The organism is Nocardia harenae NBRC 108248 (genome assembly GCF_001612885.1).
GTDB lineage: Bacteria > Actinomycetota > Actinomycetes > Mycobacteriales > Mycobacteriaceae > Nocardia > Nocardia harenae.
The window spans coordinates 15,840-39,911 of the sequence record NZ_BDBH01000015.1; the positions used below are offsets into that span (position 1 = coordinate 15,840).

General features: G+C 71.5%; 25 protein-coding genes. 8 read left to right on the plus strand and 17 right to left on the minus strand.

From position 1 onward, the window contains the following. Window positions 1-4: 4 nt before the first annotated feature. Window positions 5-1,387 (minus strand): WS/DGAT/MGAT family O-acyltransferase, encoded by a 1,383-nt coding sequence (locus tag NH2_RS25625; protein ID WP_067659695.1) that lies wholly within the window; start codon window positions 1,385-1,387, stop codon window positions 5-7. Between the two features lie 233 nt (window positions 1,388-1,620). Between NH2_RS25625 and NH2_RS25630 the strand changes: the two genes are divergently transcribed. Together NH2_RS25630 and secA are read left to right on the plus strand one after the other, a co-directional pair. Further along, window positions 1,621-2,196, plus strand: a complete 576-nt coding sequence (locus NH2_RS25630) for an Rv3235 family protein (protein ID WP_067659698.1) — start codon at window positions 1,621-1,623, stop codon at window positions 2,194-2,196. Between the two features lie 162 nt (window positions 2,197-2,358). Further along, complete coding sequence (gene secA / locus NH2_RS25635) at window positions 2,359-5,205, plus strand: preprotein translocase subunit SecA (protein WP_067659701.1); 2,847 nt, start codon at window positions 2,359-2,361, stop codon at window positions 5,203-5,205. Between the two features lie 63 nt (window positions 5,206-5,268). Here the strand turns inward: secA and NH2_RS25640 are convergent, their stop codons facing one another. The 7 genes from NH2_RS25640 to NH2_RS25670 form a co-directional block, all read right to left on the minus strand. Further along, window positions 5,269-5,862, minus strand: coding sequence for a DUF3558 family protein (locus NH2_RS25640; protein WP_084505889.1), 594 nt, complete (start codon window positions 5,860-5,862; stop codon window positions 5,269-5,271). A 262-nt stretch (window positions 5,863-6,124) separates the two neighbouring features. Further along, the gene (locus NH2_RS25645) at window positions 6,125-6,811 is read right to left on the minus strand and encodes an AIM24 family protein (RefSeq protein ID WP_067659707.1); all 687 of its coding nucleotides are present in this window, start codon (window positions 6,809-6,811) and stop codon (window positions 6,125-6,127) included. Between the two features lie 230 nt (window positions 6,812-7,041). Next, a complete protein-coding gene (locus NH2_RS25650) occupies window positions 7,042-7,380 on the minus strand; it encodes a DUF732 domain-containing protein (RefSeq protein WP_067659713.1) in 339 nt (112 codons plus the stop codon). A gap of 432 nt (window positions 7,381-7,812) precedes the next feature. Beyond that, the gene (locus tag NH2_RS25655) at window positions 7,813-8,280 is read right to left on the minus strand and encodes a Panacea domain-containing protein (protein WP_067659716.1); all 468 of its coding nucleotides are present in this window, start codon (window positions 8,278-8,280) and stop codon (window positions 7,813-7,815) included. An 88-nt stretch (window positions 8,281-8,368) separates the two neighbouring features. Beyond that, entirely contained in the window at window positions 8,369-9,415 is a 1,047-nt protein-coding gene (gene rsgA / locus NH2_RS25660; protein ID WP_084505890.1) for a ribosome small subunit-dependent GTPase A, read from the minus strand. Next, window positions 9,367-10,674: a 3-phosphoshikimate 1-carboxyvinyltransferase gene (aroA, locus tag NH2_RS25665; protein WP_067659722.1), complete on the minus strand. Its 1,308-nt coding sequence runs from the start codon at window positions 10,672-10,674 to the stop codon at window positions 9,367-9,369. The genes rsgA and aroA overlap by 49 nt, the downstream gene beginning before the upstream one ends. A 131-nt stretch (window positions 10,675-10,805) precedes the next feature. Then, window positions 10,806-12,314 (minus strand): aldehyde dehydrogenase family protein, encoded by a 1,509-nt coding sequence (locus NH2_RS25670; RefSeq protein WP_067659725.1) that lies wholly within the window; start codon window positions 12,312-12,314, stop codon window positions 10,806-10,808. 168 nt (window positions 12,315-12,482) lie between these two features. On the opposite strand from NH2_RS25670, the gene NH2_RS25675 reads away from it, so the two are divergent. Further along, complete coding sequence (locus tag NH2_RS25675) at window positions 12,483-13,256, plus strand: SOS response-associated peptidase (RefSeq protein WP_067659728.1); 774 nt, start codon at window positions 12,483-12,485, stop codon at window positions 13,254-13,256. A gap of 3 nt (window positions 13,257-13,259) precedes the next feature. Here the strand turns inward: NH2_RS25675 and NH2_RS25680 are convergent, their stop codons facing one another. Both NH2_RS25680 and ybaK read right to left on the minus strand, forming a co-directional pair. Next, window positions 13,260-13,535, minus strand: coding sequence for a hypothetical protein (locus NH2_RS25680; RefSeq protein WP_067659731.1), 276 nt, complete (start codon window positions 13,533-13,535; stop codon window positions 13,260-13,262). Window positions 13,536-13,740: 205 nt separating this feature from the next. Continuing rightward, a complete protein-coding gene (gene ybaK / locus NH2_RS25685) occupies window positions 13,741-14,232 on the minus strand; it encodes a Cys-tRNA(Pro) deacylase (protein ID WP_067659734.1) in 492 nt (163 codons plus the stop codon). 79 nt (window positions 14,233-14,311) lie between these two features. On the opposite strand from ybaK, the gene NH2_RS25690 reads away from it, so the two are divergent. Beyond that, a complete protein-coding gene (locus NH2_RS25690) occupies window positions 14,312-15,076 on the plus strand; it encodes a sigma-70 family RNA polymerase sigma factor (RefSeq protein ID WP_439951786.1) in 765 nt (254 codons plus the stop codon). Next, entirely contained in the window at window positions 15,073-15,375 is a 303-nt protein-coding gene (gene rsrA / locus NH2_RS25695; RefSeq protein WP_281202066.1) for a mycothiol system anti-sigma-R factor, read from the plus strand. The genes NH2_RS25690 and rsrA overlap by 4 nt, the downstream gene beginning before the upstream one ends. A gap of 66 nt (window positions 15,376-15,441) precedes the next feature. Here rsrA and NH2_RS30415 read toward each other — a convergent pair whose 3' ends face one another. After that, a complete protein-coding gene (locus NH2_RS30415; protein ID WP_110293457.1) occupies window positions 15,442-15,516 on the minus strand; it encodes a 50S ribosomal protein bL37 in 75 nt (24 codons plus the stop codon). A gap of 92 nt (window positions 15,517-15,608) precedes the next feature. On the opposite strand from NH2_RS30415, the gene NH2_RS25700 reads away from it, so the two are divergent. Then, window positions 15,609-15,824, plus strand: a complete 216-nt coding sequence (locus NH2_RS25700; protein ID WP_067659739.1) for a biotin/lipoyl-binding carrier protein — start codon at window positions 15,609-15,611, stop codon at window positions 15,822-15,824. Between the two features lie 12 nt (window positions 15,825-15,836). Beyond that, on the plus strand, window positions 15,837-17,351 hold the full coding sequence (locus NH2_RS25705) for a sensor histidine kinase (RefSeq protein ID WP_067659742.1): 1,515 nt from the start codon (window positions 15,837-15,839) through the stop codon (window positions 17,349-17,351). 103 nt (window positions 17,352-17,454) lie between these two features. Here the strand turns inward: NH2_RS25705 and NH2_RS25710 are convergent, their stop codons facing one another. Both NH2_RS25710 and NH2_RS25715 read right to left on the minus strand, forming a co-directional pair. Further along, window positions 17,455-17,709: a WhiB family transcriptional regulator gene (locus NH2_RS25710; RefSeq protein WP_067659745.1), complete on the minus strand. Its 255-nt coding sequence runs from the start codon at window positions 17,707-17,709 to the stop codon at window positions 17,455-17,457. Between the two features lie 246 nt (window positions 17,710-17,955). After that, entirely contained in the window at window positions 17,956-18,909 is a 954-nt protein-coding gene (locus NH2_RS25715) for a diacylglycerol/lipid kinase family protein (RefSeq protein ID WP_067659747.1), read from the minus strand. Window positions 18,910-18,972: 63 nt separating this feature from the next. On the opposite strand from NH2_RS25715, the gene NH2_RS25720 reads away from it, so the two are divergent. Then, the gene (locus NH2_RS25720) at window positions 18,973-19,413 is read left to right on the plus strand and encodes a hypothetical protein (protein ID WP_067659750.1); all 441 of its coding nucleotides are present in this window, start codon (window positions 18,973-18,975) and stop codon (window positions 19,411-19,413) included. Between the two features lie 75 nt (window positions 19,414-19,488). Here the strand turns inward: NH2_RS25720 and NH2_RS25725 are convergent, their stop codons facing one another. From NH2_RS25725 to NH2_RS25740, 4 genes are all read right to left on the minus strand, one after another. After that, window positions 19,489-19,974 carry a GNAT family N-acetyltransferase gene (locus NH2_RS25725; protein ID WP_067659753.1) on the minus strand — a complete coding sequence of 162 codons (486 nt, stop codon included), beginning with the start codon at window positions 19,972-19,974 and terminating at the stop codon, window positions 19,489-19,491. Then, entirely contained in the window at window positions 19,971-20,591 is a 621-nt protein-coding gene (locus NH2_RS25730; protein WP_245650762.1) for an acid phosphatase, read from the minus strand. The genes NH2_RS25725 and NH2_RS25730 overlap by 4 nt, the downstream gene beginning before the upstream one ends. 25 nt (window positions 20,592-20,616) lie before the next feature. Further along, a complete protein-coding gene (locus tag NH2_RS25735; RefSeq protein ID WP_067659756.1) occupies window positions 20,617-21,846 on the minus strand; it encodes an Rv3212 family protein in 1,230 nt (409 codons plus the stop codon). A gap of 383 nt (window positions 21,847-22,229) precedes the next feature. Beyond that, the gene (locus tag NH2_RS25740; RefSeq protein WP_067659759.1) at window positions 22,230-23,963 is read right to left on the minus strand and encodes a DEAD/DEAH box helicase; all 1,734 of its coding nucleotides are present in this window, start codon (window positions 23,961-23,963) and stop codon (window positions 22,230-22,232) included. Window positions 23,964-24,072 lie beyond the last annotated feature (109 nt).

Here is a 24,072-nt window from a genome sequence, read left to right on the forward strand (position 1 = left end):
GTCGTCAGGCGCAGGCACCGAGCAGCTCCTCCAGGGACTCGTGCACCGACGCGGCCAGCACCCCGAGATCCGCCATCGCGTCGCGATCGGCATTGAGCCCGTAGCAGACCCGCCCGTCGTAGGAGGTGAGCCCGAGACTCAGTGCCTGATTGCGCAGCAGCGGCGACACCGGGTACATCTCCAGCATCCGCGCCCCGCCGATGTACATCGGGGACTGCGGACCAGGCGCGTTGGTGATCACCAGATTGAACGTGTGTTCTGCGAACGTACTCGCCGCCCGCACGCTCATCGCATGCAGGCTCGCCGGGGCGAAGCCTGCCAGGTGCACCAGGGTGCGGGCGCGCACGCCGCGGCGCCTGCCGCCCGCCGCCGCGGTGGCGTGCGTGATGTGCGAGAGCCGCATCACCGGGTTGGGCTCGCCGACCGGAAGGTCGATCAGGAACGAGGAGACCTCGCCCGCGGTGTCGCCGGGCGGATCGTCGGAGTAGACCGACATCGGCACGATCGCGCGCAGCGTCGCCGACTCGGTGACGGCCTGGTCGCGGGAGAGCAGCCACTCGCGCAGCGCGCCGGTGATCACCGCGAGGATGGCGTCGTTGATCGAGCAGCCGAAGCGGGCCCGGATGCGGCGATAGTCGGCGAGCTCGGTGCGGACCACGTCGAAGCGGCGATTCCTGGTCATCCTGGCATTGAGCGGGCTGTCCGGCGCGCCCGCGGTGGCGGTGCGCACCGCCGAGACCACCGAGTCCACCGCCCGGTTCGCCGCGCCGAGCACGGTGAACGCCGCGGCGCCCGCCTCCCGCGCGACCTCCAGCGCCTCCCGCGGCTGCTGGGCCAGGTGGCTCAGCGCCCCGGCGAGCAGCTCGGCATCGCCCGGCTCGCGCGGCGGGTGCCAGGAGTCGGGGGCGAGGGTGCGCGGGTCCGGGCCCTCGTCCAGGATGACGTGCCCGATCTCCAGCGCCGAGTCACCGTCGACCAGCGCCGCGTGCGTCTTGGTGAAGACCGCGGCGCGGCCGTCGGCGAGCCCCTCGATCAGGTACATCTCCCAGAGCGGGCGGTCCAGGTCGAGCGGGCGCGAGGCGAGCCGGGCGACCAGGTCGTGCAGCTGCTCCGCGCTGCCCGGCGCGGGCAGCGCGGAGCGCCGGATGTGGTAGGTCAGGTCGAAGGCGCTGTCCTCCACCCACACCGGTCTGCCCAGCGCCAGCGGGATGGCGCGCACCTTGCGGCGGTACCGCGGCACCATCGCCAGTCTGGTCTCCACCAGATCGAGCAGGCGGTCGTAGTCGAGGGGGCCCTCCACGATGGCGAGCGAACCGATGTAGACGGGGTTGCTGCTCTGTTCCTGACGGTGGAACGACGCGTCCTGCGCCGTCAGTCTGGTGATCACGCTGTCCGCTGCTCCTTCCGATGGCCTGCCGACCCATTGTGCGGGCAGTACCGCGTTTTGGCTCGTAGCCTGTGCGTCCGTGGTGTGACCGGCGTCGTTCTTTACCGTGTCGGGGGTGCGTGGCAGGATGGCGCGCATCGAGCTCGGGGGACTCGATTCGCACAGGGGGACGTCGGATGGAAAGCAGAGTGTCGTTGTCGTGCGCGCCGCACGGGGAGGTGCCGTTGCCAGGGATGCCGGTGTCCGGCGCCGAGCCGGACGGGGCGGCAGGGGTCTCGGCGGCAGGGGTCTCGGCGGTCGGAGTCTCGGCGGTCGGAGTCTCGGCGGTCGGGAGCGGCGCGGCCGTGGCGGCCCGGCGCGCGGCGGCCCGGCGCGTGGCCCGGCCGGAACTCGGGTCCGGCGCGGTGGCGCGTCCGGCAGCGAATCCCGCCCGGCGCCGCCAGGGGGCAGCGCCGTGTGCCCCGGGGCTGCCGGGGCAGGGCTCCGGCCGGGAACGGGACGCCAAGCGCTTCGCCGAGCGGGCACTGCGCGCGGTGCTCGAGGCACTCGACGGCCGCCGCCGTGCCCTGCACCTGCGCGATCTCGCCGACCCGGAGGTGGTCGCCGCGCTGGAGACCTACGCCCGCACTGGCGGAAGGGAGCGCAGGCTCGGCGCCGCCGTGCTGGAGCGGGTGAGGTGCGCGCCGGGCGCACACGGCCGGGTCGAGGTCTTCGGCCGGTACCGCCGCGGCGACCGCGTCTTCGCCGTCGCGGCCTGCCTGCGGGCGCACCGGGGCGGGTGGCGGCTCTGCGCGCTGCGGGTACGGTAGGGCCGGAGCGGTCCGGCGGGTCGGCGCTCTCCGCGCCTACCATGGGTGCCGCATTACCATGAAACGTGCCGATGACGTCGCGGGTCGCCGCGCCGGACGGCCCGGCCGACGACGGGACGCCGACGACACACCCGCACACCGACCAGAGGACTGACGAGACCCGTGCCTGCGCTGACACTTTCGAGGTTGCTACGGATTGGTGAAGGTCGCGTCGTGAAGCGGCTCGGCCAGGTCGCCGACCAGGTCACCGCGTACGGCTCGGAGATCGAGGAACTGACCGACGCCGAGCTGCGGGCCAAGACCGACGAGTTCCGCGAGCGCTACGCCGACGGCGAGGACCTGGACGACCTGCTGGTCGAGGCCTTCGCGGTGGCGCGCGAGGCGTCGTGGCGGGTGCTGAACCAGAAGCACTACAAGGTGCAGATCATGGGCGGCTCGGCGCTGCACCTCGGCAATATCGCCGAGATGAAGACCGGTGAGGGCAAGACCCTGACCTGTGTGCTCCCCGCCTACCTGAACGCCATCTCCGGCGCGGGCGTGCACGTCGTCACGGTGAACGACTACCTCGCCAAGCGCGACGCCGAGTGGATGGGGCGCGTGCACCGCTTCCTCGGCCTCGAGGTCGGCGTGATTCTCTCCGGCATGACGCCCGCGCAGCGCCGCCACGCCTACGCCGCCGACATCACCTACGGCACCAACAACGAGTTCGGCTTCGACTACCTGCGCGACAACATGACGCACTCGCTGGACGACCTGGTGCAGCGCGGGCACAACTTCGCCGTGGTCGACGAGGTCGACTCCATCCTGATCGACGAGGCGCGCACCCCGCTGATCATCTCCGGCCCGGCCGACGCCTCCTCGAAGTGGTACGCCGAGTTCGCGCGGATCGCCCCGCTGCTGAAGAAGGACCTGCACTACGAGGTCGACATCAAGAAGCGCACCATCGGCGTGCACGAGGCGGGCGTCGAGTTCGTCGAGGATCAGCTCGGCATCGACAACCTGTACGAATCCGCGAACTCCCCGCTGGTCAGCTACCTGAACAACGCCATCAAGGCCAAGGAGCTGTACAACCGGGACAAGGACTACATCGTCCGCGACGGCGAGGTCATCATCGTCGACGAGTTCACCGGGCGCATCCTGGTCGGCCGCCGCTACAACGAGGGCATGCACCAGGCGATCGAGGCCAAGGAGAAGGTCGAGATCCAGCCGGAGAACCAGACCCTGGCGACGATCACGCTGCAGAACTACTTCCGGCTCTACGACAAGCTCTCCGGCATGACCGGCACCGCCGAGACCGAGGCCGCCGAGCTGCACCAGATCTACAACCTCGGCGTCGTGCCGATCCCGACGAACCGCCCGATGGTCCGCATGGACCAGGCCGACCTCATCTACAAGACCGAAGAGGCCAAGTTCGCCGCGGTCGTCGACGACGTCACCGAGCGGCACGAGAACGGCCAGCCGGTGCTGATCGGCACCACCAGCGTGGAGCGCTCGGAGTACCTCTCCAAGCAGTTCACCAAGCGCGGCATCCCGCACAGCGTGCTGAACGCCAAGTTCCACGAGAACGAGGCCGCGATCATCGCCGAGGCGGGCCGCCCCGGCGCCGTCACCGTCGCCACCAACATGGCCGGTCGCGGTACCGATATCGTGCTCGGCGGCAACCCGGACATCATCGCCGACATCCTGCTCCGCAAGGAGGGGCTGGACCCGGTCGAGACCCCGGACCAGTACGAGGCCGCCTGGCTGCCCGCGCTGGAGCGGGTCAAGCAGCAGACCGAGGCGGACGCCGAGGCGGTGCGCGACGCGGGCGGGCTCTACGTGCTCGGCACCGAGCGGCACGAGTCCCGTCGCATCGACAACCAGCTGCGCGGCCGCTCCGGCCGCCAGGGCGACCCGGGTGAATCCCGGTTCTACCTCTCGCTCGGCGACGAGCTCATGCGGCGCTTCAACGGCGCCGCCCTCGAAGCCATCATGACCAGGCTGAACCTGCCGGACGACGTGCCGATCGAGGCCAAGATGGTCTCCAAGGCGATCAAGAGCGCGCAGACCCAGGTCGAGCAGCAGAACTTCGAGATCCGCAAGAACGTGCTCAAGTACGACGAGGTGATGAACCAGCAGCGCACCATCATCTACGGCGAGCGCAACCGGATCCTGCGCGGCGAGGACATGGAGGGCCAGGTCCAGGGCATGATCAGCGACGTGATCACCGCCTACGTGGACGGCGCCACCGCCGAGGGCTACGTCGAGGACTGGGATCTGGACAAGCTGTGGTCGGCGCTCAAGACGCTGTACCCGATCGCGCTGAACCATAAGGAGCTGACGGGCGAGACCCAGGTCGGCGAGGCGGGTGACCTGAGCCGCGACGAGCTGCTGGAGATCCTGCTCGACGACGCGCACGATGCCTATGCCAAGCGCGAACAGGAGATCGACGGCCTGGCAGGCCAGGGCGCCATGCGCAACCTGGAGCGCCAGGTGCTGCTCTCCGTGCTCGACCGCAAGTGGCGCGAGCACCTCTACGAGATGGACTACCTCAAGGAGGGCATCGGCCTGCGTGCCATGGCCCAGCGCGACCCGCTGGTCGAGTACCAGCGCGAGGGCTTCGACATGTTCACCGCCATGCTGGAGGGGCTGAAGGAGGAGTCGGTCGGCTTCCTGTTCAACCTCCAGGTCGAGGTGCAGCAGCCGCAGCCCGCCGGCGTCGCCGTCGACCCCGGCCTGCGCTCCCCGGTCGGCGCCGGCGCCCCCGCCCCCCGCCCGCTCCCCACCCAGGAAGCCGCCGCCAAGGCCGCCCCCTCCGCCGCGCCCGCCGCCCTGCTCGCCAAGGGCATCGACGACGCCGGCCCCCGCGGCCTCAGCTACTCGGGGCCCGACGAGGGTGGCCGCACTGCCGTGCACACCGACGACGAGGAGTACGGCGGAGACAACTCCGGCTCCCGCCGGGAGCGGCGCGAGGCGGCGCGGACCGAGTCGCGCGGGAAGCGTGGGCCCAAGAGCCGCCGCAGGCACTGATCTCCGTTCCGATCGAGGGCGTCCACTTCCGGGTGGGCGCCCTCGCTCATGCGGTAGATCGCGTCACAGGTCGAGGCCGGTGACGAAAGCCGCGGCAATCGGCCTGATCTCGTCGCACGACGGCGGCACCGGGACGAATGCCGCGTTCGCGAGGTAGCTGATGTCCACCCGGCCGTCGGGCGCCGCGAACGCCGCTCTGCACTCACCGTCCAGCCGCGGCACCGTGTAGAGCACCGCTTCGCGCCCTGCGAGCTGCTCCGTCGCGAAGATCGAGTACTCCGCCGAACCCCGGATGTCGTCGATACCGCGGTTCTGCACGCTGATCCAGACGGTTCCGGTCGGGACCGCGGCCGCGCCGGTGCCCTGGAAACGCAGAAATCTGCAGCCGAGCACCACGAGGTCGCCGGAGACCAGGTCGCCGGAGCGGTCTCGGGTCGACGGGTCGAAGCCGGCGGCGGTCGCCGTCGCGTCGTCGACGGCGAGGCACGGGTCGAGCCGGACCTGCTCGGCCACCCCGGTCTGATCCGGCGCGGCGGGCACGGAGACTGCGATCGAGGGGTTCGCGATCCTAGTCGGCGGGCCTGCGGTCGGCGAGTCATCCCCCCAGGCACCTGCGAGCAGCCCCAGCGCGACGATCGGCACGGTGTATGGCGACATCAACTCGACCTCCCGGTGGCCGTCGACAAGAACTGACCGCGGCGGTGAGTCCCCCGCGCTCAGCGTAAAGCACAGTCGGATGTGCTCTGCCCGAACTTCGGACCTATGCGGAGCGGGTTCGCGCCGGCGAATGTCACTGGTCGGAGATCGAGTATCGAGCGCAGACCGGCCCCGCGCTCGGCGGATACCGTTGGGCCGTCGGACTGGCCGGACGATTTCGACGACTACCCCACCCGGCGCTCCTGGCTGGAGTAGCAGCGGCTCAGGACTGGGAGCCGCTGTTGTCCGTACTGCTCGGCGGCTCCCACTCGAACGGCTGCACCACCACGAAACCCGGCCCGTGGAAGGCGTACTGGAACGCCTCGCCACTCCCACCGCGCAGCATGGACTTGAGATTCATGCTGGAGACCACCTTCGGCGCCAGATTCGCCGACCAGGCCACCGCGGCCTGGGTGTCGACGTAGGTCGGCTGCGTACTACAGTCCAGCACAACGGGTTTGCCGACCGCGCAGAGCGCGACGGTGCCGGTGCCGGTGACCGTCGTGTTGAACAGCCCGCCGGTGAAGAACCCGGCCCCCTTGACCCGGTTGATGTCCCACTCCAGCGCGGCGTCGAAGGCGAGCAGGTTGGTGCCGTTGACGCTCAGCGCGTCGCCGGTGAGGTCGATGAGGAAGACGTGGCCTGCCTGGTTGGCGAAGAACACCTCGCCCTGCCCGGACACCCGCATGAGCGGCACGTCCTCGTTGGTCACCATTCGCTTGAGCAGCTTCCCGACGCTTCCCGAACCCTGGTGGTCGAAGCGGATATCGCCCTGGTAGGCGACCATCGCCCCCTTCACCGCGAGCACATCCGGGCCGAGCCCCACCCGCAGCATCTGGGAGTTCTGCAGCGAGAACCGCTGCTGCGCCTGCACCTCGAGGTTGGCCTGGTCGAACAGTACGCTTCGCATGCTCTCCAGGGTACGGAGCGCATTCGCTACCGCCAGGCGAACGAGATCGTCCGGCCCATGCCGAAGGTACGTTCGCCGCCGCCGCGACGATATCGTCCACGCTGCCGGACATGAGCACCCGAACCTGCGCACTCACCTGCTCGATCGGCCGATCCCACCACGCCACCCCGAGCAACCGGGCGATGTCGTTGTCGGTGAGGATCACCGATCGCCGGGAGCGACAGCGCTTTTCAGGCCCGGTGCTCCGGGCAGTACGCGGCGACGGCGGCGTAGACGAAGAGGTACGGGAACTCGATGGTCTCGCTCGCGGACTCGGCCAGGTAGATGTGCTCGGCGGGGGAGTTGCCCACCGCCGTGAGGTAATCGCACTGGGTGCGCGCCAGTTTGATCGCCGCGTCCTGCACCGCGGCGGTCTCGTCGTCGTAGTGGCTGTCCCGAAGGAACTGCCGGTCCGCGGCGCTGCGCGGGGTCGCGGCGCCGACGATGTTCGATTGCGGCGCGGCTAGGGCCGCCTGCCCGCCGCCGAGCAGCAGCGTAGTCGCGGCGAGGGCGATGACGAGGGTGCGCATGGGGCCTCTCGGGAGTGTTCGATGGCTAGCCGGGAAGGGGCGGAACCTGTGGAACGGCGCCGTAGACGGGGTGGAACGGCCGTACGGCGTTGGATGTCATGCGTTGCGGCGCAACCGGATACGCGGGGGAGCCGTAGAGCTCGGGCAGCGGCCGGGTGTGGTCCTCCTTCGCGTCCTCGGCGGGAAGCGGGTCGGGCGATCCGGACATTCGAAACGACCTTCTGTCGAGCGAGAGCAGCGTGCGTGCGGAAGCCGCCGATGGGTACTCCGGTGGCGGCGGTCCGAACGGTAACGGAAAAGACTGCCGCAATACCGGTTTCACCCGCCCGGACAACGGTTGTTCGGGACGGCACCGGCGAGTGGTCGGGGCTCGCCGGTGCGCCGGTGCGGTCGGTTTTCCCGCCCCGCGACAAGCCGGGCGGTCTGCAAGTTCTAGCGCCGGGCGTGGAAGTACTTGGCTATCACGCCCACCGGGATCTCCACGTTGCCCTCGTCCTGGTCGGCGAACTCCTGCCAGGCCGGCTCGGCCTTGGTCATGTTCCGCAGCTTCCAGCCCGCAATGCCGCCGTAGGTGTTCCAGACCTTGGTCAGGAAGCGGGTGGTGTCGGCGTCGACGGCGTCCCAGTGGAACGGGTCGTCCTCGGCGAGCACCACCCAGCCCGCGCCGAACCCCTCGAACTCGCGGAAGACCGCGGGGACCACCGGCCCGGAGCGCCAGGCCTGCACCGGATCCTCGAAGAGCGGGCCCTCGTACTCGGCGAGGTGGTGCCCCTGCGCGTAGTAGAGCAGTTTCTGCAGCTTCAGGTTGGAGACTCCGGCGTCCTCGGTGGTCGCCCAGTCCACGAACCAGCGGGCTATGGTCGGCGCCGAATACGAGGGCACGGGTTCCGGCGTTGCCATGCGGTGCTCCTGCCCATCGACGTTCCCTCCCCGTGTCGTGCAAGCCGAGTTTACGTCCGGGAGTCCGCGGCGCCGCCGTTTTCCATTGTCACCAGGGGTCGTTCGAGTTCAGCGCGACGAGCAGACGGCGAATGGCGGCCACCCGCCGTTCCTTGCCCGGCAGCTCGTCCAGCGCGCACTCCGGGTCGGCGGGCGGGCCAAGGTGGGTGCAGCCGCGCGGGCAGTCCTCGATGGCGTCGGCGAGGTCGCTGAAGGCGGCGATCACGTCGTCGGGGGTGATGTGCGCGAGGCCGAAGGAGCGCACACCGGGGGTGTCGATCACCCAGCCGCCGGATGGCACCGGCAGCGCCACCGACTGGGTGGAGGTGTGTTTGCCCTTGCCCACCCCCGACACCTCGCCGACGGCGCGGAAGGCATCCGGCACCAGGCGGTTGACCAGCGTGGACTTGCCGACGCCCGAGTGCCCGATGAAGGCGGTGAGCCGCCCGGTGATCCGGTCCAGCACCGGTTCCAGCGGGTCCTCGATGCCGCCGTGCACGATGATCAGGTCCAGGTCGGCGAAGTCGGTGGCGAAGTCGGACTCGGCGGCCAGGTCGTCCTTGGTCAGGCAGAGCACCGGCTGCAGTCCGCCGACGAAGGCGGCGACCATGGTGCGCTCCACGAAGCCGGTGCGCGGCGGCGGGTCGGCCAGCGCGACCACGATGAACAGCTGCTCGGCATTGGCGACCACGACCCGCTCGAACGGGTCGGTGTCGTCGGCGGTGCGGCGCAGCACGGTGGCCCGCTCGGCCACCCGGACGATCCGGGCCAGGGTGTCCGGCGCGCCGGAGAGATCGCCGACCACGTCCACCAGGTCGCCGACGACGATCGGGGTGCGGCCCAGCTCCCTGGCCCGCATGGCGACCAGGCGCCGCTCCGGGTCGCCGGCGAGCACGCAGCCCCAGCGCCCGCGGTCCACCGCGACCACCATGGCCTGCTCGGCGTCGCTGTGCTGCGGCCGGGTCTTGGTGCGCGGGCGCGACCGCCCGCCGGGCCGGATCCGGACGTCGGATTCGTCGTACCCGGCCGCGGAGCGGCGCTGCCTGCTCAGCGGGCGGCCTGTCCGGCCGGTTCCGGGTCGAGCATGCGCTCCCAGAGCGCGACGAAGCCGGGCAGCGTCTTGGCGGTGGTGCCGATGTCCTCGATCCGCACATCGGCCACCCGGAGCCCCAGAATGGCTCCGGCCGTCGCCATCCGGTGATCGGCGTAGGAGTGCCAGGTGCCGCCGTGCAGCTCGGCGGGCTCGATCTCCAGCCCGTCCTCGGTCTCGGTGACCCGGCCGCCGAGCCGGTTGATCTCGGTGGCGAGCGCGGCCAGCCGGTCGGTCTCGTGCCCGCGCAGGTGCGCGATGCCGCGCAGCCGGGAGGGCGAGTCGGCGAGCGCGGCGAGCGCGGCCACGGTCGGCGTCAGCTCGCCGACGTCGTGCAGGTCGATATCGATGCCCGCCAGCCGCTCCGGGCCGCGCACCGTGAGCACGCCGTCCACGATCCCGGCCTCGCCGCCCATCCGGACCACGATCTCCCGGATGACGTCGCCGGGCTGGGTGGTGAGCCGCGGCCAGTGCGGGATGCTGACCTCGCCGCCGGTCACCGCGGCGGCGGCGAGGAAGGGGGTGGCGTTGGAGAGATCCGGCTCCACCTCGCGGTCCAGCGCGCGGATCGGGCCGGGCAGCACGGTCCAGGTCTGCGGGGCGCGTGGATCCTCCGGCGCCTCCACCTTGACATCGGCCTGGCGCAGCATCTCCACGGTCATCTCGATGTGCGGCATGGAGGGCAGCGCCGCGCCGCTGTGGTGCACCGTGATGCCATCGGAGAACCGGGCCGCGGAGAGCAGCAGCCCGGAGACGAACTGCGAGGAGCCGGAGGCGTCGATGGTCACCGGGCCGCCGCGCAGCCCGCCCGCGCCGCGCACGGTGAAGGGCAGCGTGTCGCCGGTGATGTCGGCGCCGAGCTCGCGCAACGCGTCCAGGATGGTGCGCAGCGGGCGGACCCTGGCCTGCGCGTCGCCGTCGAAGTGCACCTCGCCGGTGGCCAGCGCGGCCAGCGGCGGCAGGAACCGCATCACGGTGCCTGCGAGGCCGCAGTCCACGGTGCCCGCGTGCAGCGGGGCGGGGGTGACCACCAGGGTGTCGCCATCGCCGGAGATGTCGGCGCCGAGCGCGCGCAGCGCCCCGATCATGAGGTTGGTGTCCCGGCTGCGCAGCGCGCCGGTGATGGTGGAGGGGCCGTCGGCGAGCGCGGCCAGGACGAGTGCCCGATTGGTGATCGATTTCGAGCCGGGCAGGGTCACGGTCGCGTGCACGGGGACATCGACTTGGGGCGCTGGCCAGATACTCACTCGTCCATCTTCACCCATGTGAGTGCCGACCGGTGAACGCGGTACGGGCCGGAGCCGCCCCTCGACGGTTCCGGCCCGCGGATGGAGTGCGTGGCCGACGCCGTTGTCGCGCCACGCACCCCCGCCCGGAAAGCGGGCGGTCCGACCCCTTATTTGTTGCGCCCGTGCAGCACCGGGACGACCTTGCGCAGCAGGTTCACGGTCGACTTGGTGCGGCCGAAGCTGAGCAGCGCCATGCCGGGCACGGCGAACTTCTGGATGGCGATCGAGTGCGGCCGGGCGAACTCCTTCAGCCCGGGCTCGCCGTGGATCCGGCCGATGCCGGAATCCCCGACGCCGCCGAACGGCAGCCCCGGGATGGCGGCGAAGCCGAGCACCGAGTTCACCGAGGTGGCGCCGACCCGCAGCCGCCGCGCGATCTCCAGCCCCCTGCTCTTGGAGAAGACCGCGGAGGAGAGGCCGTACTTGGAGGTGTTCGCCAGCTCGATCGCCTCGTCCACGCTGTCCACCGTGCGCACGGTGACGGTCGGGCCGAAGGTCTCCTCGACCACCGCCTCCGACGACTCGTCCACGTCCACGAAGACCACCGGCTCGATGAAGGCGCCCTTGACCGACTCCGGCCCGCCGAGCACGGCCTTGCCGCCGCTGGCCAGCGCGGCGTCGATGTGCCGCTGCACGATGTCGATCTGGCTCGGCATGGTCATCGGGCCGTAGTCGGCGTCGTCACCGGAGCCCGGCTTGACGTCCTTCAGGATCCGGGTGAGCTCGGCGACGAAGGGCTCGCGCACCGAGCGCTCCACGTACACCCGCTCGACGCCGGCGCAGGTCTGCCCGCTGTTGCCCGCCGCGCCGAACGCGACGGCGTCGGCGGCGGCCTTGATATCGGCGTCCGCGGCGACGATCACCGCGTCCTTGCCGCCGCACTCCAGCAGCACCGGGGTGAGCCGCTCGGCGGCGACCGCCATGATCTTCTTTCCGGTGGCGGTGGAGCCGGTGAAGGCGATCTTGTCGATATCGGCCTTGACCAGCTCGGCGCCGGTCGCGCCGAAACCGTTGATTCCGACGAAGACGCCCTCGGGCAGCTCCGGGTTGGCCGCGCGGAACGCCTCGACCAGGAAGTTGCCGATGCCGGTCGAGTACTCGCTCGGCTTGAAGACCACGGCGTTCCCGGCGGCGAGCGCGTACGCGATCGAGCCGTTCGGGGTGTAGACCGGGTAGTTCCAGGGGCCGATGATGCCGACCACGCCGAGCGGGCGGTACTCCAGCCGCGCCGAGAAGTTGGACATCAGCGGGCCGGAGGCGATTCGCTTGGGGCCGAGCACCTTCTTGGCGTTCTTGGCGGCCCAGGCGATGTGCTCCAGCGCGAGCATGAGCTCGAGGAAGGCGTCGTCGTGCGTCTTGCCGGTCTCCCGGTGGATCAGGTCGGTGAACGCGTCCGATTCGGTGACCAGCCGGGTCGACCAGCGCAGCAGGGCCTTGCGGCGGTCGTCGAAGCTCAGCGCACCCCAGGCGGGGGCGGCGGCGCGGGCCTCGGCGACGGCCGCGCGCACCGCGTCCGCGTCGGCGACCGGATAAGTGGCGATGACCTCACCCGTGGCCGGGTCGACCGATTTCAGCGCCGTTTCGGGAGCGGCCGGGGTGGTCTCGGTGGTTGTCACGGTGGGTTCTCTCCTTGAACTGGGTTGGCCGGTCGGTGCGCGGCCGGCGCGTGCGGGTGGCGTGCGTCACCACCGCTGAGAGAATGCTAGGCCATATTTCTCACCAGGTCACCCCTGGTGTACTCGATTGTTCCCGATGCCCGCGGCGCGCGGTGGGAGTATCGATGCATGTGCGGACGATATGCGACCACGACCGATCCAGGGCGATTGGCAGCGGAGCTGGACGCCATCGATGAGGTCGAGGCGACGGAGAGCACGCCCAACTACAACGTGGCCCCGACCACCCAGGTGCTCACGGTGGTGCGCAGGCACGACCACGAGCATCCGGACGACGACCCGCGGCTGCGGGTGCGCCGGATGCGCTGGGGGCTGATCCCGCTGTGGGCCAAGGCCGCCGAGCCCGGCGTCCCGGTCAAGGGAAAGCCGCTGTTCAACGCGCGGGCAGACAAGGCCGCGACCACCCCGTCCTTCCGGGACGCGGTGCGGAAGCGGCGCTGCCTGGTGCCGATGGACGGCTGGTACGAGTGGCTGGTCGAGCCAGGCGCCGGGAAGGGCAAGGCCGCCAAGCAGCCGTACTTCATGGCGGCGGGCGATGGGGAGCGGCTGTACATGGCCGGGCTGTGGTCGGTCTGGCGCGACCGCGACGTGCCGGACTCCGCGCCGCTGCTCTCCTGCACCATCCTCACCACCGACGCGGTCGGCGAGCTGACGAAGATCCACGACCGGATGCCGCTGCCCATGCCGCGCGAGCACTGGGACGCCTGGCTGGACCCGGACCATCCGGCCCCGGCCGAGCTGCTGGCCACCCCGGACCCGGCCGTGGTCGCGGATATCGTGCCGCGCGCGGTGTCGCCGCTGGTGAACAGCGTGCGGAACAACGGGCCGGAGTTGCTCGCGCCGGTCGACCCGGGCGAGCTGCCCGAGCAGATCAGCCTGCTCTGACACTCAGAGCGGGCACTGCACCGCCGGGGTGGCCACGGCGAGCCCGCACTTGGCGGCGTCGGCGAGCAGGTCGATGATCTCGGCGGCGAGGTTGCCGCCGTACTCCGCCGCGCGGTCACCGGGGTCGGCGCCGCGGTTCGGGGCGTCGTCGGCGCCCTGCCCGTCGAACGGGAAGTCGGCCACCGGCGCCGCCGCGGGCGCGGCGGTGGCCTGGGCGCCCGCCATCCCGGTCAGCGCGGCGGCGGTGCACAGGGCGGCGAGCAGGCGGGACGCGGACATTCGACATCACTCCTCGGTTCGGCGCGGACGCGGTGATACGCATCACGTATACCCCGAGCGTGGAACTGGAATCGCGGCGGGCGGCGCAGCTTCGGGGCCGTCCGGCACGATCTCGCAGACGGGCTGCCGGATCCGCCTCGCGCGCGGGGGCGGGGGCGGTACTCACCGGCTGCGGATCGCGCCGGACCCGTGCGCGCGGCGTCGCTCAGGCGGCGATCGCCGCGGTCCGGGCGGAGGTGAGCCGGACCAGGTCGGCGGGGGCGAGCTCGATCTCCAGCCCGCGCCTGCCCGCGCTGCACAGCACGCGATCCCAGCCGAGCGCTGTCTCGTCGATCACCGTCGGCAGCCGCTTGCGCTGCCCGAGCGGGGAGATGCCGCCGAGTACGTAGCCGGTGCTGCGCTGCGCGGCCGCGGGCTCCGCCATGACCGCCTTGGCCGCGCCGAGCGCCGCGGCCGCCGCCTTGAGCGCGAGCGAGCGCGGCACCGGGACGACGGCTACCGCGAGCCCGCCGGTGTTCAGGCTGATCACCAGGGTCTTGAAGACCTGCGCGCCGACGATGCCGAGCTCGTGGGCGAGCGCGTCGACCGCCTCGGTGCCGTACGAATCCGAGCGCGGATCGTGGCCGTAGGCGTGCACGCGGTGCGCGACGCGCGCGGCGGTCAGTGCCTTGATCGCGGGGGTGGAGGCTCCGGCCATGTGCGCAACGGTAGCGGGAACACCGCGCACCGCTCGCGGCGTTGCACGCCGTGAGAGCGAACCAACCGAAGGAGGAGTGGTGCCCGTTCTGGTCGAGGAACGCCCGGCGTGGGCCGCGGCTTCGCCGAATGACCTGCGGTTCCCGGTCGCCTCGGACCTGCCGGTAGATTTGGCTGGTACGGCGACCGAAGGGACTCGTGTGACGAGCGACGATGACACCGGAGCCGGCCCCGCGGACGACAGCGGCGCCGGGCAGGAGAGCGACGAGGCGCGGTCCGAGCGGTTCGAGCGCGACGCCCTGCCGCTGCTGGACCAGCTCTACGGCGCGGCGCTGCGGATGACCAGGAACCCGGCCGACGCCGAGGATCTGGTGCAGGAGACCTACGTCAAGGCGTTCCAGGGCTTCAAGTCCTTCAAGGAGGGCACCAACCTGCGTGCCTGGCTCTACCGCATCCTGACGAACACCTACATCAACTCCTACCGCAAGAAGCAGCGGCAGCCCGCGCAGTACCCCACCGACGAGATTACCGACTGGCAGCTCGCGGCGACGGCCGAGCACACCTCGACCGGGCTCCGCTCGGCGGAGGTGGAGGCGCTGGACGCGCTGCCGGACGACGACATCAAGGCGGCACTGCAGGAACTCCCCGAGGAGTTCCGGATGGCGGTGTACTACGCCGACGTGGAGGGCTTCCCGTACAAGGAGATCGCCGAGATCATGGGCACTCCGATCGGTACGGTGATGTCCCGGCTGCACCGCGGGCGGAAGCAGCTCAAGGGGTTGCTCGCCGACGTGGCGCGCGAGCGGGGGTTCAACCGGGCGGATCGGCAGGAGGTCAGGCAGTGAGCGAGCTGGACGAGGGCACGCCCGAACCCGACCTGGAGCTGGACTGCACCGCGGTCCTCACCGACGTCTGGCTCATGCTCGACGGCGAGTGCGACGACGCCACCAGGGCCAGGCTGCAGCACCACATGGAGCACTGCTCGCCGTGCATCGAGGCGTACGGCATCGAGGAGAAGATCAAGAGCCTGCTCAGCCGCAAGTGCGGCGGCGACCGGGCGCCCGAGTCGCTGCGCGACCGGTTGACGCTGGAGATCAGGCGATCGGTCACGATCACCCGGATCGAGAGCACCGACCAGGGCTGACGACGAAAACGAGCGGCACGCGTCCTCCGGTGGAGGAGCGTGCCGCTCGTGCGTTCGGGCCGCGATTCAGGAATTGGGCCGCTTGCCGTGATTGGCCGCGTTTCCCTTGCGGCTGCGCTTCTTACGTCCGCGCTTACCCATAGGTAGTCTCCCTTCTGACTGGTTCACGGCCATTCTTCCACGTGTGGTTGGCTGTAACCGCAGCGGATGGGCCGATGCGAGGACGGGGTGTCATGGCTGAGGAAGTGCGGGCGGAGATGGTCTCCACGGTGCTGACCGTCGAGGTCGCGGTGGGTGACACGGTGCGGACCGACCAGACCCTCGTGCTGCTGGAATCCATGAAGATGGAGATCCCGGTCATCACCGAGTCGGACGGCGAGGTCACCTCGATCGCGGTCGAGCCGGGCCAGGTCCTGCAGCAGGGCGATCTGATCGCCGTCATCTCCTGATCCGGGGCATTCGTGGCCACCCTGAGCGAGCTGCTCGCGGAACATACCGACCTCCCCGGCCTCGCCGTCGACCACCTGCAGCGGGTGGTGGGCGACTGGCAGCTGCTGGCCGACCTCTCCTTCGCCGACCTGCTGCTCTGGGTGGGCTCCGGGCTGATCGACGACGGCGCCGACATCGTCTGCGTGGCCCAGTGCCGCCCGACCACCGCGCCCACCGTGCACCTGGAGGACCGGGTCGGCACCGCCGCCTCCAGGGACGAGCACGCCCAGGTCTTCGAGGCGCTCGGCACCGGGCGGATCGTCCGGGCGGACTCCGAGGTGGAGGCGCAGGGCGTCTACCACCCGCATCCCACGCACGCGGTACGCGAGGCCATCCCGGTGCGCTGCGGCGAGGACGTGATCGCGGTGCTCAGCCGGGACACCGACCAGCAGCGCTCGCGGGCCCGCAGCGCGCTGGAGACCGCCTACGTGGCCTGCTCCGACGACCTCTGCCAGATGATCGCCGACGGCACCTTCCCGACCCCGGAGGACCGCGCGGCCACCCACTCCAGTCCGCGCGCGGGCGACGGCTTCATCCGGCTGGACACCGACGGCATCGTGGTCTATGCCAGCCCGAACGCGCTCTCCGCCTACCACCGGATGGGGCTGCAGAGCGACCTGGCCGGGCAGGACCTCGCCATCACCACGCGCTCGCTGGTCACCGACCCGTTCGACGCGCAGGAGGTGGTCGGCGACATCCAGGCCGCGCTGGCCGGGCGCACCGGGCGGCGGATGGAGGTGGAGGCGCGCGGCGCGACCGTGCTGCTGCGCACCCTGGTGCTGCGCCCGCACGGCGAGCTGGCCGGCGCCGCGGTGCTGGTGCGCGACGTCACCGAGGTCAAGCGCAGGGACCGCGCGCTGCTCAGCAAGGACGCCACCATCCGGGAGATCCACCACCGGGTGAAGAACAACCTGCAGACCGTGGCCGCGCTGCTGCGGCTGCAGGCCCGCCGCACCGAGAACTCCGAGGCGCAGGTGGCGCTCACCGAGTCGGTGCGCCGGGTGACCTCCATCGCCTCGGTGCACGAGATGCTCTCGATGTCGGTGGACGAGGAGGTCGACCTCGACGAGGTGGTGGACCGGCTGCTGCCGATCATGGCCGACGTGGCCACCGTGCACACCGCGCGGATCAAGGTGCGGCGCGTCGGCTCGCTCGGCGTCTTCTCCGCCGAGCGGGCGACGCCGCTGGTCATGGTGCTGACCGAGCTGGTGCAGAACGCCATCGAGCACGCCTTCGACGCAGGCGAGAACGGCACCGTCACCATTCGCTCGGAGCGCTCGGCGCGCTGGCTGGACGTGATCATCAGCGACGACGGCCGCGGCCTTCCCCCCGGCTTCAGCCTGGAGTCGTCGGACCGGCTCGGGCTGCAGATCGTGCGCACCCTGGTCACCGCCGAGCTCGGCGGTTCGATCGGGCTGCACCCCGGCGCCGATATCGGCACCGACGCGGTGCTCCGGGTGCCGCTCGGCAGGCGTCCCGGCCGCTAGGAAAACAGCCCCGGGAAGCAAAGAAGCCCGGCACCACGGGGGTGCCGGGCCGGGTGGCATCCACCGGGCCGGGCTGGGCTCGGGTTCAGCCGGTCGTCGAAAACTAGACGACGGTGCGGGTGCGGGTGCGGGCGTTGCGACGCTTCAGCGCCCGGCGCTCGTCCTCGCTCATACCACCCCACACGCCGGCGTCCTGCCCGGACTTCAGGGCCCAGGAGAGGCAGTCGGCAGTGACAGGGCAGCGAGCGCAGACCAGCTTGGCATCAGCAATCTGCGCGAGCGCAGGACCACTGTTACCCACCGGGAAGAACAGTTCGGGGTCCTCGTCGCGACAGATGGCATTGTGGCGCCAGTCCATTCCTCTGCTCCTTGTCTGGGCGCCCCGAAAGACGCTTTGCTTTGTTGGTGATCAGTTCACTTGTGCGTATCGAATGTTTCCGCACGGTTGCTTGTGAATGCTTTCACGAACACCGTAGATGTCAATAGGTCTGCGGTGCACCGTGTGGAAGCTCACGCTGCGAAGGAACCCCTCGGGGATCCTGCTCGGTCCTTTGTACTCGCTATACCCGGTTCGTGCAGCCCAACCATGCGGGTTTGGCCTGGATCACACCCCGGGCGGCGGGGGCGGGGCGATGACGCCGAGCATGTCCGGCACCGCGGTGAACTCGACGGCGGTGCGCTCGCCGAGGTAGTCGCCATCGATTTGCAGCCCGATCGGCGCGTGCGCCTCGACCCGGACCGACTTCACGTCGTCGTCCCGGAAAAGGTTGCGTGACTTGGGGTTTCCCCCCGGCCTGAGGAGCTGCGCGGCGAGCAGGATGGTGGGTGCGACGGCGGTGGTGCGGACCGCGAAGAGCCCGAGCCCGGTCTCGAACCTGGTGCCGGGGTTGGTGTGCACCGGCGTGCTCTCCAGATAGGTCCACGGTGTGGTGTTGGTGACGAAGGCGTAATGCACATCATCAATGGGGGCATGGCCGGGGATGTGCAGCCGGACCTTCGGTTCCCGGCGCTTCGCTCGGAAGAACTCGCGGATGGTGGTGCGGACGTACCGCGCCGGGGTCGCGGCCTTGCCCCTGGCCCGGCTCGCGTCGATGGCCGCGCAGACCTCGGCGTCCAGCCCGACCCCGGCGGAGAAGGTGAACCAGCGGTCCTCGGCGAGGCCGAGCCCGATCCGGCGGTCGGAGCCGGTGCCGAGCAGCCCGATGAGCTGGTTGGTCGCGGTCACCGGGTCCGGCGAGATGCCGAGTGCGCGGGCGAAGACATTGGCCGAGCCGCCCGGGATCACGCCGAGCCGGGGCAGCCAGGCCTGGCCGTCGTCCACCGCGGGTAGCGGCAGGAAGCCGTTGATCGTCTCGTTGACGGTGCCGTCGCCACCGTGCACCACGATCAGGTCCATCTCGTTCGTCGACGCCCACTGCGCCAGCTCGGCCGCGTGGCCGCGGTGCTGGGTGTGCGCGACGGTCAGCTGGGTCCGGCTCTCCAGTGCGTGCGCCAGCAGATCGCGGGTCGCGGCGGTGGTGGAGGTGGCGTTGGGGTTGACGATGAGCAGCGTCCGCACACCGGAAGCCTAGTTGGCGGATCGCGCCAGTGCCGCCGGGGCGTCCCTCGCTAGGCTGGGCGGGTGGTCGACAGCGACGAGAACGAGCTCTCCGGGCAGGATGCGCGCGCCGCGACGCCGAACTCGGTGCGCGGGGCGGGAGCCCTGGTGGCGCTGGAGGGCGCGGTGGCGGTGGTGGTGGTCGTGGTGCTGGTCGTGCGCGGCCTGCGGGGTCACGATCAGAGCCAGGCCAGCGGGTACGGCACCGCCGCCTGGTTCGGCATCCTCGGCGGCGCGGTGCTCGCCGCCGGGATCGCGCTGCTGGCCGGGCAGCGCTGGGGCCGGGCCATCGCGGTGATCGCCCAGGTGTTGCTGCTCCCGGTGACCTGGTCGCTGCTCACCGACTCGCACCAGCCGTTCTACGGCGCGCTGCTCGGCGTGGTCGTGGTCGGCGCCCTGGTCCTGCTCTTCGCGCCGGGCACGAATCGCTGGATGGCGGCGGAGTACGGGGTCGAGGCGCCCTGAGTCAGGCGCCGTCGCGCAGGCGCTCCCGCGGCGCGATGGCGGCGTCGGCGGGCAGCTCCGGCGGGCCGGGCCGCGTCAGCCCCTGTCCGCGTCGGCGGCCAGCTCGGTGAGGGCGGCGCCCGCCAGCCGGTAGCCGATCCAGTCGTCCTGGGGCACGGCGCCGAGAGCGCGGTAGAACTCCAGCGCGGGGGTGTTCCAGGTGAGCACCGACCAGGCCACCCGGCTGTAGCCCTTGTCCACCGCTTCGGCGGCGAGCGCGGCGAGCAGCGCCCTGCCGTGGCCGCTGCCGCGCGCCTCCGGGGTGACGTAGAGATCCTCCAGGTAGATGCCGTGCACACCGTCCCAGGTGGAGAAGTTCAGGAACCAGACGGCGCTGCCGACCACCCGGCCGTCCGGCTCCTCGGCCACGTGCGCGAAGAGCGCGGGGGCCGGGCCGAAGAGCGCGCCGTGCAGTTGCTCGACGGTGAGCCTGCACTCGGCGGCGGCCTTCTCGTACTCGGCGAGATCGTGCACGAGCCGGACGATGGCGGGGATGTCGGAGGGGACGGCGCGGCGGATCACGCGGGGGCTCCTTCGGGTTCGGGGGTGCTGCCGACCAGGTTGTGCGCGAGCAGGGTGCGGACGTCGCGGTCGAAGCCGAGCACCGAGACGCCGCCGGTCGCCATGGCGAAGCGGCGCCCCTCGACGATCGGGAACTCGTTCCAGCGCGCGATGAGAGCGCGGGAGAAGTGGCCGTGGCCGACCAGTACCACGTCGCGCTCCGGCAGCACCGGAAGCGCCCTGGCCAGCACCGCGTCCGCCCGCGCGGTCACCCGCGCGGCCGATTCGCCGCCGGGGACGGCACCGGTCCAGATGGTCCAGTCCGGCACGGTCTGCCTGATCTCCTCGGTGGTGCGGCCCTCGTAGTCGCCGTAGTCCCACTCGGCGAGGTCGTCGTCCACGTCGTCCGGGGTGAGCCCGGCCAGCTCGGCGGTGTGGATCGCGCGCCGCCGCGGGCTGGTCAGGACGAGCGGGGTGCGCAGGGCGAGCCCGCCGAGCACCCGGCCCGCGGCCGCGGCCTGGTGCTCGCCGAGCGGGGTCAGCGGCAGGTCGGTGCGGCCGGTGTGTTTGTGCAGCGTCGACCACGGGGTCTCGCCGTGCCGGAGCAGTACGAGCCTGGCCTCGTCGAGTGCGGACATGGCTCCCATCATGTCCCCCCGGTGCTCAGCCGAGGGCGTGCACCCGGCCGTCGCGCAGCTCGAGCACCGTGGAGCCGCTCACCGCGAGCGCCACCGGGCCGGTGCCCGCGCCGCGGTCGACCGGGATGCGGCCGAGCACCTCGCCGGTGAGCGGATCGAGGACAAGGATGGCGCCGGGCGCGGGCAGCAGCAGCCTGCCCGCCATGGTCGCGGGTGAGCCGATCGCCTCCGGCGCCACCCAGAGCGGGTCGAACGAGCTGACGTTCAGCGCGATCACGCTGTTGCCGGTGAAGAGCAGCGCGGCCGAACCGATCCGGGTGAGGGTCGCGGAGTCGGCGAGCGGCGAGGAGAGCTCGTGCGTGGTGACGCCGTTGCCGGTGCCGTCGTAGACCTCGAGCCGGGGCGCGGCCGCGGTGCCGTCCGGGCCGGGGCCGCCCGGTAGCGCGACCAGGATGCGGTTCTCGGTCACCGCGAGCACCCGCGCCCCCGGAGCGTCGGCGCCGGGGGAGGTGAGCACCCGGGAGCCGAACTCCTCGGGCACGGTGTTGTCCTTCGGCGCCGGATCGAGCACGGTGAGCCGGGTGGAGGCGTCGCCGGGGCAGCGCTCCAGCACCGCGAGCCGGGAGGCGGAGGAGACCGCCGAGCGCAGCTCGCAGTCGCGCCGCGGCTGGGTCTTCACGTTCACCGGGGCGTCGACGTAGCCGTACTCCAGGGTGCGCACCAGGTCGGAGCGCCAGACCTCCAGCCTGCGGTCCCCGCTGGCCAGGGTGTAGGTGCCGTCCACCGTGAGCCGGATCTCGCCGTCGGCGTAGCTGCTGCGCGCAGTGCGGCGGGCGCCGGTGTCGGCGGCGAGCATGGTGGTCTCGCTGCAGCCGCGGTCGTCGCGGTAGGTGGCGATGACGGTGCCGAACTGGGTCTCCAGGCCGCAGAGCGGGAGGTCGCGGCGGTAGTGCCAGAGCTCGGCGCCGGAGGTGGCGTCGCGGCCGGTGACGGTGCCGCCCTCGCCGGTGATCAGTACCGCGCCCGCGACCAGAACCCGGGTCGAGACCGGGTCGGGGGCCTGCCACAGCTCGCGCAGCGCGGCCGGGACGGTCCCCGCCGCGGGCGGGGGTGCGAGGGTCGTCGCCGCCGTCGCCGATTCGGTCTGCCGCGCGCCCGAGTTGACCCAGACCACCAGGACCGCGAGCAGCACGAGCGCGGCGATCCCGGCGGCGGTCATGAGGTCGGCGCGGGTCTGCCGCTCGGGTTCGAGCACGCACGCGAGCGTAGCGCAGGGGTTTGCCGCGCCCGGCGCGACGGAGCGTGCGGGCCGCGGGGTTACCCGCGCGGGCCGGTAGTGGCAGCCGAGCGGAGGGCGCGCGGCGCGGAGCCGGCCGGGGCCGAATGGCCGGATTTCCGGTTTAGAGCGGGGATTGCAGGCGCCTGCCGGTGGTGGCGGCCGAGCGGACGGCACGCGAGCCGGCTGGGGCCGAATGGCCGGATTTCCGGCTACGGAGAGCGGGGGTTGCAGGCGCCCTCCGGTGGTGGCGGCCGAGAGGACGGCGCGGGAGCCGGCTGGGGCCGAATTGCCGAATCTCCGTCTGCGGAGACGCGACCGCCGCCGCACCGTGGCGATGCGGCGGCGGGCCGGGTGTGAACTCAGGCTTCGGCGGTGGCCTCGGACGGGGTGGCGGCGGTCTCGCCGGACGGCTTGCGCCGCCTGCGGCGACGGCGGGCGGGCCTGTCGCCGGAGTCCTCGGACTCGGCGGTGCCCTCGGCACTGCCTGCCTCGCTCGCCGCGATGGCGCCTGCCTCGGCCGTACCGGCCCCGTCGGCGGCGTGCACGCCGGACCCCTCCGCGACCGGAGCATCACCGGCGCGACGCCTGCGACGGCGTCTGCGCGGCGCATCGCCTTCCGCATCGCCTTCCGCATCGCTGTCGGTGACCGCACCGCTGTCGGTGCCCGCGTCCTCGACGGGCTGCCCGCCGCGCGTCCGCCGCCGCGACCTGCTGCGCGGCTCCCGCGCGGGCCGCTCGACGACGACCGCGTCGTCGTCCCGCTCGACCCGCGCCGTGCGCAGGGTCCCGGTGACCCCCTCCGGAATGCCGAGCTCGGCGAAGAGGTGCGGCGAGCGCGAGTAGGTCTCGACCGGCTCCGGGATGCCGAGCCCGAGCGCCTTATCGATGGCGGCCCAGCGGTTCAGCTCGTCCCAGTCGATGAGCGTGACGGCGACGCCGGTGCGCCCGGCCCGCCCGGTGCGGCCGATCCGGTGCACGTAGGTCTTCTCGTCCTCCGGGCACTGGTAGTTGAGGACGTGCGTGACGTCGTCGATATCGATGCCGCGCGCCGCAACGTCGGTGGCGACCAGCACGTCGATCTTGCCGCTGCGGAACCGGTCGAGCGCCTTCTCCCGCGCGATCTGCCCGAGGTCGCCGTGCACCGCGCCCACCGCGAACCCGCGCTCGGCCAGGTCGTCGGCGACCTTCTGCGCGGTCCGCTTGGTCCGGGTGAAGATCATGGTGGCGCCGCGCCCCTCCGCCTGCAGCACCCGCGCGACCAGCTCCGCCTTGTCCAGCGCGTGCGCCCGGTAGACGAACTGCGTGGTGCGCTCGTGGATGGCGGAATCGTGCGGCTCCTCGGCCCTGATGTGCGTCGGCCGGGTGAGGAAGGTGCGGGCCAGCGTGATGATCGGGCCGGGCATGGTGGCCGAGAAGAGCATGGTCTGCCGCTTCTCCGGGACCATGGTCAGGATCCGCTCGATATCGGGCAGGAAGCCGAGGTCGAGCATCTCGTCGGCCTCGTCCAGCACCAGCACCCCGACCTTGCCGAGGATCAGGTGCTGCTGGTCGGCCAGGTCCTGCAACCGGCCGGGGGTGCCGACCACCACGTCGACGCCGGAGCGCAGCGCGGCGATCTGCGAGTCGTACGGGCGGCCGCCGTAGATCGAGGTGACCCGCAGCTGGCCCTGGTGGTTGCGCAGGTACTTGCTCGCGTTCTCCAGATCCTGGGTGACCTGGATGCACAGCTCGCGGGTGGGCACGATGACCAGTGCCCGCGGCGTGCCGTCCAGCGGTGCGGTGCCGTCGGCGCTCGCGATCCGGTTCAGCAGCGGAACGCCGAATCCGAAGGTCTTGCCCATTCCGGTGCGCGCCTGGCCGATCAGGTCCTCACCGGCGAGCGCCAGGGGCAGGGTGAGTTCCTGAATCGCGAAAGTGCGTTCGATTCCGAGCTCGGTGAGCGCGCGGACGATTTCGTCGCGAACCCCCAATTCGGCGAATGTCGGTGCGGTGTGCGTCGCATCCAGTTCGGCGGTCAGCAGCGTATCCGCCAGCCCCGGTTCCTGTTCGACAGTGATCTTGCTCAGGTTCGTGCCTTTCCTCGTCGATCGCATCAGCGCGCACGAGGTGTGGGGCCTGGTGGCCCGCGACGACCACGTTTCTCCTCGGTCGACACCTGCTCGGCTCGCTGCCGGACGATCGGGGCAGGCAGCCCGTGGGCGG